Source organism: Limnohabitans sp. (assembly GCF_034680285.1).
GTDB lineage: Bacteria > Pseudomonadota > Gammaproteobacteria > Burkholderiales > Burkholderiaceae_C > Limnohabitans_A.
The window spans coordinates 195,935-208,884 of sequence record NZ_JAXITC010000003.1 but is presented as its reverse complement, the minus strand read 5'-3'; the positions used below and the strand labels follow the sequence as shown (position 1 = coordinate 208,884).

The window sequence follows — 12,950 nt, the reverse complement described above, 5'->3', positions numbered from 1 at the left end:
TCCGATTGCGCCGAAGATCATTTGAACTTTGAACACATCGTGGACGCAAGCAGGGGCACGCTGAAACTTTGTAGCGTGCAAGAATTTCGCAGAATTATCCAACTCGGTCAGCACCCTAGTGTGCTGACAAAGCCTATGCGCTATGTTTAGAGCAGTAAGCTCAGGATGCTTTGAGTAGCGATCGGCGGTAGGCAGTCGGCGACACGTTGAAGCGCTGTTTAAAGCGCCGAGTGAAGTAGGCTTCATCGGTAAAACCAACGCGGTGGGCGATGGTGCTGACGCGTTCTGAGGTGTGCGCTAGGAGATCACGCGCTCGCTCCATACGGCGTCCTGTCAACCAGTCAACAAATGCCAGTCCAGTGTGCTTTTTGAGCAGTTGAGACAAGTAGTTAGGTGAGAGGTAGGCCGCATCTGAAACCTCGGTCAGGCCGATTTCTTGGTCGAGGTTTTCATCAATGAATTTAAAAATTCGGCGCAGTGCGTCTGTGTGACCTTGCAGGTAGATGCGTTGATCGGCCAGCGATTGAAGCTGCGGCGCAAACTTTTCAGTGGTCATGCCAATCAACTCAAGCAAAGCTCCCCGTGCGCGTTCCAGGGTGCCAAGGGTTCGCTTGCTGTTGGCTGATTGCAAACGTTCAATAACATTTTCGATGTAAACAAATTCTTCAGCGTCAAAGATAAAGTCAAACCAGCCTTGGTAAATGAAGGGTGTAAGTTCTGGGTACTGGATGATCGAGGCTTCTTCCATCTCAAGCGGTGACAGCACGAAGTCTTGCCGCAAAAATTGACTTGAAAAATTGATCAATTGGTAACGGCTGCCAGGCTCAACCATGGCCAGATGGACTCTGTAGGGCAAAACAAAGATCAGTGAATGCGGTTTAGATTCGCAGCGTCTTCCGCCCAGCAAGTGGGGCGCATTGCCAGCTTGGTTGACAAATATTTGAAAAAACTCGTGCCTGTGTGGCTTCGTGACGGGCGCCCGAGCAGATTGATCGCGAATGTCAAAGTCCAAACGCACTGATCTCTCACTCATGGAGTAGGTGTGTATGTCTTCTGATATCGCCCCATCGATTTCCAAACTGCTTTGTTTGGCTTTGATGTTGGTGGTTTTGATCATTGTGTGGGCCTGTATGAGTGTTACGAAATTATGCGCTGCAGCTTTTTTGGAAAGAATTTTTCACAAATTTATAACCATTGAAGCCATCAACATTTACCTATCGTTAACCCTATGTTGAACAAGCGATTCAACTGAAACAAGCAGACCTAGCTCTTACGGCTTCTTTCGGAAATGGCCTTTAAAAGCGATTGATAAAAGTGACCCCATCTCGGGTTTACACAGAAGTTTGAGGGTTCAGGAGACCCAAAAGTCACTTCAACAATGATTAGGTTTGGACAATTCAAAGATTAACTTGTACGCGTCCAAGAACCCTTGATTAGCCTCTTGCGGGAAGCCACAAGTGTGCGTTCAATAGATCCCATCGAGCCAGCGAGCGAACATAAATCGGCGCATCTAGAACTCGATCACGAACTTAACCTTCAACCGTTGGAGACACTATGAACACACACACAGACGCCGCCTTCTTGGGCCAGCGAAGCTTCAATATCCCTGAAACCATGAAAGCTTGGGTCCTCGGCGATCCCGATCAACTCACGTTTGTCGACAAGCCCGTTCCAACGCCAGGCGCAGCAGAAGTCTTGGTCCGCATTGACGCCATCGCAGTTTGCGCAACCGATTTGGAAATTATCCACAAGGGGCCACCTGCACAGATTCACGGTGGTTTGCCTTTCAATAAAAACTTCACCCCTGGCCACGAGTACATGGGCACAGTGGTCAAGTTGGGTCATGGTGTTGACGAGTACAAAGTCGGTGACCGTGTCACCGTGGAGGTGCACGCCGGTTGCGGCCGTTGCGAGCGTTGCCGCGAAGGCATGTACACCTCATGCTTGAACTACGGTAAAAATTACGGTGACGTCGACAAGGGTCACCGCGCCAACGGCTTCACTACAGACGGCGGCTTTACGCAGTACGCCATTAACAACGTCAACACACTGGCTCACGTGCCAGAAGACATGAGCGACGAGGAGGCCACCTTGATCGTGACCGCTGGTACTGCCATGTATGGCCTAGATGTCATCGGCGGGTTGGTGGCTGGTCAGTCGGTGGTTGTCATGGGTCCTGGCCCCATTGGCCTCATGGGTGTGGGTGTGGCCAAGGCGCTGGGTGCCAGTGAGGTCATCTTGACCGGCACGCGCGATAACCGCTTGGAGATGGGTCGTAAATTAGGTGCCGATCACACCATCAACGTCACCAAAGAGGATGCTGTTGCCAAGGTGCGTGAGTACACCAATGGTGGTGCGCATTATGTGCTGGAGTGCTCGGGTGCTCCTAATGCGGTGAACGATGCCTCGGCCATGCTTCGCCGCGGTGGCCGCATTTGCTTGGCTGCATTCCCTGGTCAGCCTGTTCCAGTTGATGTAGCAGCTTTGGTGCGCAACAACATTTACATGTTCGGTATCCGTGGCGAAGGCAAAAGCGCCACACACCGTGCTGCTACCTTGATGGCACAAAAGCGCTTCAATGCCAAGTTGATTCACACCCATACTTTCCCGCTTGAAGAGTTGCCCGAGGCGCTCCGTCACGCACGTGAACGTATTGACGACGCAATCAAGGTGGTTGTGAAGATCGGCCATCCCGAAGGCTGCTAAAGAAAGACCGACCGTGCTGACATTTGACCAATACCTGATGCCAAAGTCGCTAAACGAGGCTTTTGATATGTTGCACAGCATTCCGGCTGCGCGCTTGATGGCGGGTGCCACTGATCTTTTGCCATGGGCCCGCGAGGGCCGGGCGGGTGACGTGCACTTGCCCGCTGTCGTCGACCTTAGCCGCATTTCGGCGCTGAGTGGCGTATCGCAAACAGGCGGTCGTATCTCGATGGGTGCCACCACACCAATCTCGGCGATGCAACACCATCCGGTTTTGCAGCAACAAGCGCCTGTGCTGGGTGACTGTGCCCTTTGGTTTGCTGATGATCAAATACGAGAGCAAGCCACGGTCGGTGGTAACTTGGTCAATGCATCACCGGCGGGGGACACGCAGCCTGCATTGTTGGCGCTCAACACCCACGTTACTCTGGTAAGACGTGAGGAGGATCGACTGGTTGAGCGTTCAGTACCACTGTCTGAGTTCATTCTAGGTCCAAGCCGGACGGTGCTTCAGCCCCATGAAATATTGATGCGGATCGAGTTTGATGCATTACCCCAACATGGTGTGTCATTCGAAAAAGTGGGGCACCGCCGCTCACTGGCAATCTCCACCGTTTGCTTGGCAACCGTGGTGCGGCTAGATGCTCAGCAACGGATTGAAGATCTGCGCATCGCGATTGGCGCAGTTGGCCCGGTGCCCGAACGGTTGAGTGACATTGAAGACCTCTTGACTGGTCATAAACCTACACCAGCCGCGTTGCGCGATGCCGCATCAAAGGTGGCCGATCGGGTTCGCTCACGAAGCCGAAAAAGCTATCGGCGTGAGGTGCTGAGCAATTTTGTAGAGCGCTCGTTGACGACCGCGCTGGCTCATGCGGGGCTTGATGTACCCCGTCTACCCAAGGAAACCCAATATGTCTGACACCCTGCTTTCGGGCGGAACTCTGGCGCAAGGCTGCCATCCTTCCGTTGAAATCAATGCAATCGTTAACGGCAGACGCGTACAGCGAAGTGTGCCCAATCACTACCGCGTCATTGATTTTGTACGCGAAGAACTTAAACTGACCGGCAACAAAGAAGGTTGTGGTGCTGGTGAGTGCGGCACATGCTCCGTGTTTGTTGACGGCAAACTCATTAAAAGTTGCCTGTCTCCCGTACAAAAAATTGATGGGTGCTCAGTTGAGACCATCGACGATATGGATCGGGATGCTGGCATGTCGGTGCTACAACAGGCGTTCAATAAATGCGGTGCTAGCCAGTGTGGATATTGCATTCCTGGAATGGTGATGGCTGCAACCTCAACATTGCGCCGCAATCCCAGTGCCGACCGAGACGAGATCAAAGAAGGACTTGGCGGCAACATCTGCAGGTGTACTGGCTATCAAAAAATTCTGGATGCGGTTGAGCTGGCACGTGACGTGCAAAACGGTGTCTCGCCGCACAGTGCGCTGAATGAAGATGTTGCTACAGACACCTTTATTGGGCAGAGAACACGCCGCCTCGACTCGCCAGCCAAAGTCACCGGTGCAATCAAATACGCGGCTGACCTGTTCATGCCGAACATGCTCCATATGCAGGTTTTGCGCAGCCCCCATCCGCATGCACGCATTGTGCGAATCGATAGCCAAGCTGCGCGTAATATTCCTGGCGTGGAGTGTGTTTTGACCTGCGACGACGTGCCAGGGGTTGACAACTTTGGTGTGTTCATCGAAGACCAGCCGACTCTAGCCCGTGGCGTGGTGCGTTATGTGGGCGAGGCAGTGGTCGCCGTGGCTGCTGAGACGCTTGATATTGCACGTGCCGCTGTCGCTGCGATCCACGTGGAATATGAAGAACTGCCCAGTTTGTTTAATCCCCAACAAGCGATGCAAGACGGTGCAGTAAAAATACACGATTTTGCAGCTAACAACATCTGCAAGCACACGCGCATACGCAAGGGTGACGTGGATGCCGCATTAGCAAGTGCCGATGTGATCGTTGAGCAAACCTATGACACACCGTCGATTGAGCATGCTTACCTGGAACCTGAGGCGGGTCTGGCGTATGTGGAAGCCGATGGCTGTGTAACTGTTCAGTCGCCCAGTCAAAACATTACGCACCATCGTCATATGTTGGCCCGTATTTTGGGCCGACCCATCAACAAAGTCCGCATGATTATGAGTACTGTGGGAGGTGGTTTTGGCGGCAAGGAAGACATGATTTACCAAGGCATTTTGGCCTTGGCTGCAATCAAAACACGCCGGCCGGTGCGCTATGTCTTCACACGCGAGGAAAGCATCAAGGTCAGTGCCAAGCGGCATCCATTCAATATCCGTTACACCATGGGACTGAAACGAGATGGTCGCATCGTAGCCACCAAGATGGTGATGGTCAGTGATGGCGGGGCCTATGCGTTGTCGACCCCAGGTGTGATGAACAAGTCAGCTATTTTGGGTCCAGGACCCTATGAAATTCCAAACGTATGGGTGGACTCGATTGGTGTGTACACCAACAATACGCCCAGTGGGGCGTTCCGAGCCTTCGGAGCCTTTCAGTCAGAGTTTGCGACTGAGTGCCATTTGGACTTGTGCGCGCAACGTCTGGGCATGGACCCTGTGGCTTTGCGCCGCATTAACCTGATGCGCGACGGTGCCACTACGCACACACGCCAAAAACTGGACCGTGTGATGGCTGTCGAATGCCTTGAAGCTGCCATCAAAGCTGCTGGCTGGGAACAGGGTGTGCCGTATCGGCAAGGCCAAGGCTTGTCACAGCGCAAAGACTTCAATTACGAAGGCACACGCTCTTTTTATCTGATTGGTGGGCGAACTCAACCCAGCACCCCGAAAGTCCAGGTACCCACTGGCGTGCAGTCTGCACCGGTGCTGAGCAACTCAGGAGACAAGGTATGAAACACAGAGGCAGAGGCGTGGCGTGTGGCTGGTATGGCATTGCGCGCACGGCAGCGATGGACCGCGCTGCGGTATGGGTGGAACTCGACGATGGCGGCACCGTCAAAATCGCTACTGGTGTGACCGAGATCGGTGAAGGGGTGTTGACCGGTTTGTGCCAGATCGCAGCGCAAGAAATGGGCGTTCGCCCCGAAGACATTGTGTTGGGCGACAACGACACGGCGCGTGTGCCTGAAGCGGCCCACGCGGGCGCTACTCGAATGACCTACATGATTGGTAACGCGGTGGCCCTGGGTTGCCGCGAGGCTTTTGGTCGGTTCCGTGTGGCGATGGGCGCTTTTTGGGGCGTCAGCGCAGAAAGTGTGCATGCATTCTCGGGCCAAGTTTGGGTGGAAGGCTCGTCTAGCAAGCGGATGAGCATGGAACACGCGGTGCATGTTTTGAAAAAGGAACGCGGCATTGTCATCGTTGGCAGCGGCTTGTTCACCTCAGCCCACACGGCCTTGCATCCTGATACCGGTGAGGCGACTCCTTGGCAGAGCTACGTCTTTGGCGCACAGGTAGCCGAGGTCGAAGTTGATGACGATACGGGCGAAGTTCAGGTATTGGGCGTTTGGGCTGCACATGACATTGGACGAGTGATTAACCCGCAACAGGTCGAGGGTCAGATTGAAGGCTCGGTGATCATGGGCATGGGTCATGCGTTGATGGAGGAATATGTACAACAAAACGGTGTTACTACCACACCAGGTTTTGCCAAGTACATCCTACCTACAGCCTTAGACATTCCGCATGTGACATCGGTTCTTTTGACAGAACCCGATCCAAAAACTCCTTTGGGTGTTAAGGGAATCGGTGAGCCTGCGATCACACCAACTGCGGCGGCAATCATCAATGCTATTTATGACGCCGTTGGTGTGCGAATGACGCACTTGCCGGCAACACCCGAACGTGTGATGGATGCCTTGGTTGCCAAGCGTATGGTCTTACAAGCTGCTTTGCCCCTTGTAGACGAAACCACAGCCTAAGAATTTGACTTCTATTTTGTGATTTTTTCGTATCAACGTTGAGTGGTGAGGTCACGCCACATTTTTTGACCCATTGGAGAAAAAAATGAAAACTGAATCTTATTTAATTTCTCGCCGCAGCCTCGTTGTTGGTATGACCACAGCAGCAAGTTCTGTCATAAGTCAGTCTGTTTTTGCGCAAAGTTTTCCGAGCAAACCCGTCGAGTTGGTGGTGCTTTTTCCGGCGGGTTCATCTGCAGACATCACCGCGCGTGCTTTGTCTGAACAAATGGCCAAAAGGCTTGGCCAGCAGATTCTCGTCGTCAACAAGCCTGGAGGTGGCGGTTCTATTGGCTACCGATATGCACAGCAAAAACCGGCTGATGGCTACACACTGGTATTCAACTCCACGTCTATCAGCACTGGTTTTCATTCGGGGTTACTGCCTTTTGATTACCGTGCCTTTGACGCGATTGCTCGTGTCACCGTTGAAAACCCCGTCATAGCCGTGAAGGCAAATGCACGATGGCAAGACCTCAAGTCGATGATGGTTGATGCGAAAAAAAGACCGGGCTTATTGTCAGTGGGTAACTCGGGCATTGGCAGTCACACACACATTTCTTCTGTAGCTTTTTTTAACGAACAAAAAGCCGATGTCATGCATGTGCCATTTGGAGCTTCGCAAGTGGTGCCAAGTTTACTGGGTGGACAAATTGATGCTGTCGTATCTGTGCCATCTGCATTGACGGCGCATGTTCGTGCGAACACTTTGCGTATTGTGGGTGTGTTGGCAGAGAAACGTGAGCCCGCTTTTCCCAACGTACCTACTTCGTCCGAACTAGGCATGGCTTTTAACGGCGAAATGTGGCGTGGAATTGCCTCACCCAAGGGCACGCCAAAAGCCGTAGTGACGCGCATTGAAAAGGCGCTTCAAGAGTCAATTGATTCCCCAGAATTCAAAGCACAGGGCGAAAAGATGGGTTTTATCCCTGCTTTTATGCCTTCAATTGAATTCGGCCAGTTGATTGCAAAAGACGACGTCATGCTCGCGCATTTGATGACACAAACCGGTCTCAAATTGAATTAAAGAAAGTTTTTATTCATGAACAAAACAGTTGATTTACCGACCATCATGATGTTGGGTACGCAGGGTGAAAAAGCCCGGGCCCAGGCCATTGTCCGTTGTGGTGGATTGCAGCAAGCTTTGGACTCAGGAGAGCTGCCCAATCAGTTGAATCTCACACTTTCTGAGGCATTGGTGTTGGGACTGCTTAAGCAAGGCGTGTGCAAATATTTGGCTATTTTTGGCCACGGCTCAACTGATTTAGGTGAAGTGCTTCGTGTTTACACCGAAGCCGGTGTGACCCAAGTTTTTAACTTCCGAAACGAAGTGGAAATGGCCCATGCAGGAACAGCTTTGGCTTGGGCGTGGCGTGAACCTTGCGCGGTGGTGACGTCAATAGGACCGGGTGCATTACAGGCTATGTCCGGTTCATTGGCTGCTGCATGCAATGGAGTGGGGCTTTACCATATCTATGGTGATGAGACGACCTGGGGTGAAGGCTACAACATGCAGCAGATCCCCAAGCCACAACAACAGTTGTATGGCCAGATGACAGCGCTAATGGGTCAGTCGTATGTGTTGCACACACCCGAAGCTTTGCGTGATGCTTTGCGTCGTGGCACACAGTGCGTGCACCACCCGGTCAAAGCCGGGCCTTTTTTCCTGCTGTTGCCCATCAACACCCAACCGCAAGTCATTCATGACTTGCAGTTGAAATCCTTACCAGAGGCGCTGCAAGCACCGCGTACAGCCGTGGCCGACAAGGGCCTGCTCAAGCAGGCCGCGCAAGAGCTGCGCCAGCATGCACGCATCGTCATTAAGGTCGGAGGTGGTGGCCGCGCCTTTGCTGGTCAGCTGCGTGAATTGGCCGAGCGTTGCGGCGCGGCCGTGGTGGTGTCCCCTGGTTCTACGGGCGTCTTGCCGGACTCACACCCCCAATACATGCATGTGGGCGGTAGCAAAGGCTCCATCAGTGGCAACCATGCCATGTCCCATGCCACGTTGCTTTTGGCGATAGGTACCCGTGCCGTGTGTCAAAGCGACTGCTCGGGCGTCGGTTACCCGTTGGTTGAGCAGGTGATCAACATCAATGGCGATTTGGCCGACTTGGCGCACTACAACCGCACGCTGGCACTGCAGGGAGATATCGGTGCTGTGGTGGCCCAGTTGGTAGCGGCCTTAGAGGATGTGCCCGATGAACAGAGCAAAGCGCGCGCAGCGTGGTTGGATAGTTGCAATATAAGCAAGTCAGCATGGAAAGCTTTCTTGCGCGACCGCCAGAGCACACCGCCTTTGCTAGACGAGGTTTGGCAGCGCCCGGTGCTGACGCAGCCAGCGGCAATCAAAATTGTCTGTGACTTCGCCCGTGAAGTTAAAGCGATCAAGTTTTTTGACGCAGGCGATGTGCAGGCCAATGGTTTTCAAACCGTCGAGGACGATTCTCCCTGGCAGACATACACCGAATCGGGTGCCTCATACATGGGCTTTGCCACCTGCGCCGTCACAGCCGCGGGCATGGCCAGCACCCTGCAGTACCCGATCGCTTTCACGGGCGACGGCTCTTTCATGATGAACCCGCAGTCCTTGATCAGTGCCGTTGAGCATGGTGCACGGGGCACGATTGTGGTTTTTGATAATCGGCGAATGGCGGCCATTTCTAGTTTGCAGCACGCGCAATATGGACAAGACTTCCGCACCAACGATGGCATAGCCGTGGACTACGTACAAATGGCCTCTAGCGTCAAGGGTGTGTTGGCTGTGTGGGGTGGCGAAGACTCTGCCAGTTTGCAGCATGCGCTCCAGCTTGCTCACGCGCATGACGGCTTGGCCTTGATCCATGTGCCGGTTTATGCAGGTGAGCGGCCAGAGGGTGGTTTGGGTGCCTATGGATCCTGGAATGTTGGCAATTGGTGTGACGACGTGCAGCGGCGTTACCTCGCTACGTTAGTTTGAAACGATCGAAGTTGAAAGAACTCATGATGAAACGTGAAGATTTAGGTTTGTACAGTGCCTACGGCTTGTTTATCAATGGACAGTGGCAAGCAGCTACCGGTGGTGCTTTGCGTGAGGTTATCGACCCAACCAACGAAGAAGTTATTGGCCATATTCCCGTCGCAGTACGAGCTGACCTGGATTTGGCGGTGGATGCTGCACATGACGCATTTCGTTCTTGGAGAAACACTTCGCCTTGGGATCGTGCAAGCCTGATGCATCGCACAGCTAGCTTGATACGTGAGCGCGCTGATGAAAATGCGCGTCTGATGTCATCCGAGACTGGTAAGCCATTTGCTCAGGCTCGTGGTGAATTGAACGATGCTGCAGACCAATTTGATTGGTATGCAGGTGAAACGCAGCGCATTTACGGGCAGACCTTTCAAGCGCGTATGCCCGAAGTGCGCATGCAAGTTCGGTTTGAGCCAGTCGGCGTGGTGGCTGCTTTCTCTGCTTGGAACTTTCCTGCGTTGTTGCCAGCACGAAAAATTGCTGCTGCTTTAGGAGCGGGCTGTACGGTGGTTGTTAAGCCTGCTAGTGAGGCTGCGGGAAGTTGCATGGCGCTAGTGCAAGCTATTCATGATGCAGGTTTTCCTCCCGGCGTGGTCAACTTGGTCACGGGCGACTCAGGCTTCATTTCAGAAGTTCTAGCTAGCTCGCCCAAAGTGGCCAAAATTACCTTAACTGGTTCTTCCTCAGTCGGTCGGAAAATGCTTCATTTGGCCGCTGAGGGTATCAAGCGAGTATCGATGGAGCTTGGTGGACACGCCCCCGTTTTGGTTTTCGAAGACGCGGACATTGACCTTGCAGCGGAGCAATGTGCGCGTTTTAAATATCGCAATTGTGGACAAGTGTGTGCGTCGCCTTCACGTTTTTTTGTTCATGAGAGTGGTTATGCTCGATTTACCGAGCGATTTGCAGAGGTCGCACGCTCTTTAAAGGTGGGGCCAGGCTTCGCAGCTGATACTGATGTCGGGCCCTTGGCTAACAGGCGTGGCCTAGTGCACGCACAGTCGTTGATTGCTAACGCCCTTGACTGCGGTGCGCGTTTGGCCGCTGGTGGACAGCGTCCTCAAGGTTTGGGTTCGAAGGGCTATTACTTAGCGCCTACTGTGTTGGCTGACGTCCCGCAAATAGCGCGGATCATGCAGGACGAACCTTTTGCCCCAGTTGCACCCATTGCATCTTTTTCCAGCTTTGATGAAGCCATCGCACTGGCCAATGCCACACCCTATGGTTTGGCATCGTATTTGTTTACGCGTTCATTGAAAACGGCCACATTAGCCAGCGAGGCGATTGAGGCTGGCATGGTTGGGATCAACGAGTTGGCCATCGCCAGCGCAGAAATGCCTTTTGGTGGCACCAAAGACAGTGGAATGGGGCGCGAGGGTGGAGCGTTGGGTATACGCGACTATCTGGAAGCCAAGTACATCAAAACTCGTTTGTAAAAAGACAGTTTCGGATTTGAATCCGCTAACGGTTTTACATAAATTTTTGAACCCAAATTGCATGTTTACCAAGTCCTTTAGGATCCAAAAATGACAGATATTTCTGAACACGGTATTGCCCGTGGCCTCACTAACTATGGTGATCGGGCATTTGCACTTTATTTGCGCCGTAGTTTTATAAAGTCCATGGGCTATTCGACAGCAATGCTTGAGCGTCCGGTCGTGGGTATAGCTTCCAGTGGATCAGGTTTCAACAACTGCCACCGAGCCATGCCTGAGTTGGTCGAAGCAGTTAAAAGAGGAGTGCTCGCCGCCGGGGGATTGCCAATTGAATTTCCGACAATTTCTTTGGGTGAGGTTTTTCTCAATCCAACCAGTTTGATGTTTCGAAATTTGATGAGCATGGATGTCGAAGAAATGGTACGTGCTCAACCGATGGATTCCGTTGTCCTAATCGGTGGTTGCGACAAAACAGTTCCAGCTCAACTGATGGGCGCTGCTGCTGCCGATGTGCCTGCGATCCAGCTTGTTACAGGGCCCATGATGACTGGCAGACACGAGGGCGAGCGCTTGGGTGCTTGTACTGATTGCCGTCGATTTTGGGGCAGCTATCGTGCAGGAAAAATAGATCGTAAGACGATCGATATTGTTGAAGGTCGGCTCGCTACTACTGCCGGAACTTGCGCTGTTATGGGTACCGCCAGCACCATGGCCTGCATTGCTGAAGCGCTCGGAATGTCGCTTCCGGGTACAGCCGCAATTCCTGCTGTTCATGCCGATCGGTTGAGAGCAGCAGAGGCTAGTGGTGAAATGGCAGTGCGATTGATTCACAACCCCATAAAGCCAAGTCAAATCATTACACCTAAGTCGGTGCACAACGCATTGCGCGTATTGTTGGCTTTAGGTGGCAGCACCAACGCGATCATTCACCTCACTGCCATTGCTGGTCGACTGAACATTCCTGTTTCACTTGAGTTGCTCAACATACTCAGTGACAGTACGCCTGTGCTTGTCGATTTAAAGCCGACGGGCGGTATGTACATGGAGGATTTTTATGCTGCAGGAGGTATGAGCGCCTTATTGCGAGAGTTAAAGCCATTGTTGCATTTGGACACACTCACTGTCACGGGTGAAACCTTGGGTGAGCGCTTGGCTGCTGAGAAAGGTGAATGGGCCGATCACCAGGTAGTCCGTAAAGCGTCCAATCCAATTGAACCTGTTGGTGGTTTGGTAGCGCTTTTTGGTTCTTTAGCACCAGGCGGCGCAATCTTGAAGCGCTCTGCAGCCGATAAAACTTTGTTTGAAAAAGAAGCGCGTGCAGTGGTTTTCACCTCTTTACAAGACTTGTCTGAGCGGGTGGACGATCCAGACCTTGACATCACAGCCGACGACATCATGGTTTTGCAAAATGCGGGACCAACAAGCGGTTCCGGTATGCCAGAAGCAGGTTACTTACCGATTCCAAAGAAGTTGGCCGTAGCAGGTGTGAAGGACATGGTGCGCATCTCAGACGCTCGTATGAGCGGTACGGCATTTGGAACCATTGTTTTGCATGTAACGCCAGAAGCTGCTGCCGGTGGGCCGCTCGCCTTGGTGCGCAATGGTGATCGGATACGACTTTCTGTGAAGGAGCGTCGTATTGATCTTCTGGTTGATGAGGCAGAACTGGCCCTCAGGCGCGAGCAGTTACCTGCCAGACCTGTTTTGGCTCAGCGTGGCTACGCAAAGCTTTACCAAGACCATGTCATGCAAGCAAATGCGGGATGTGACTTTGATTTCTTGCGAGCAGCGGACAAATCGAAGTGAAATAACTTACCCGAATATTTATTTTAGAAATCTCTAA

9 protein-coding genes are annotated in these 12,950 nt (G+C 52.7%); 8 read left to right on the top strand and 1 reads right to left on the bottom strand.

Annotated elements, in window-relative coordinates; genetic code table 11:
* Positions 1–160: 160 nt before the first annotated feature.
* The gene (locus tag SWE17_RS04290; RefSeq protein ID WP_322991880.1) at positions 161–1,117 is read right to left on the bottom strand and encodes an AraC family transcriptional regulator; all 957 of its coding nucleotides are present in this window, start codon (positions 1,115–1,117) and stop codon (positions 161–163) included.
* Between the two features lie 437 nt (positions 1,118–1,554).
* Between SWE17_RS04290 and SWE17_RS04285 the strand changes: the two genes are divergently transcribed.
* The 8 genes from SWE17_RS04285 (at position 1,555) to SWE17_RS04250 (ending at position 12,913) form a co-directional block, all read left to right on the top strand.
* Positions 1,555–2,706 (top strand): zinc-dependent alcohol dehydrogenase, encoded by a 1,152-nt coding sequence (locus tag SWE17_RS04285; RefSeq protein WP_322991879.1) that lies wholly within the window; start codon positions 1,555–1,557, stop codon positions 2,704–2,706.
* 13 nt (positions 2,707–2,719) lie between these two features.
* Positions 2,720–3,628, top strand: a complete 909-nt coding sequence (locus SWE17_RS04280) for an FAD binding domain-containing protein (RefSeq protein WP_322991878.1) — start codon at positions 2,720–2,722, stop codon at positions 3,626–3,628.
* Positions 3,621–5,597, top strand: a complete 1,977-nt coding sequence (locus SWE17_RS04275; RefSeq protein WP_322991877.1) for a molybdopterin-dependent oxidoreductase — start codon at positions 3,621–3,623, stop codon at positions 5,595–5,597. The genes SWE17_RS04280 and SWE17_RS04275 overlap by 8 nt, the downstream gene beginning before the upstream one ends.
* Positions 5,594–6,625, top strand: a complete 1,032-nt coding sequence (locus SWE17_RS04270; RefSeq protein WP_322991876.1) for a xanthine dehydrogenase family protein molybdopterin-binding subunit — start codon at positions 5,594–5,596, stop codon at positions 6,623–6,625. Before SWE17_RS04275 ends, SWE17_RS04270 begins: the two co-directional genes overlap by 4 nt.
* Before the next feature lie 85 nt (positions 6,626–6,710).
* Positions 6,711–7,691 (top strand): tripartite tricarboxylate transporter substrate binding protein, encoded by a 981-nt coding sequence (locus SWE17_RS04265; protein ID WP_322991875.1) that lies wholly within the window; start codon positions 6,711–6,713, stop codon positions 7,689–7,691.
* Positions 7,692–7,706: 15 nt separating this feature from the next.
* The gene (locus SWE17_RS04260) at positions 7,707–9,620 is read left to right on the top strand and encodes a thiamine pyrophosphate-binding protein (protein WP_322991874.1); all 1,914 of its coding nucleotides are present in this window, start codon (positions 7,707–7,709) and stop codon (positions 9,618–9,620) included.
* Between the two features lie 23 nt (positions 9,621–9,643).
* Positions 9,644–11,107 (top strand): NAD-dependent succinate-semialdehyde dehydrogenase, encoded by a 1,464-nt coding sequence (locus SWE17_RS04255; protein WP_322991873.1) that lies wholly within the window; start codon positions 9,644–9,646, stop codon positions 11,105–11,107.
* A 90-nt stretch (positions 11,108–11,197) separates the two neighbouring features.
* Positions 11,198–12,913: an IlvD/Edd family dehydratase gene (locus SWE17_RS04250; protein WP_322991872.1), complete on the top strand. Its 1,716-nt coding sequence runs from the start codon at positions 11,198–11,200 to the stop codon at positions 12,911–12,913.
* Positions 12,914–12,950: the final 37 nt, after the last annotated feature.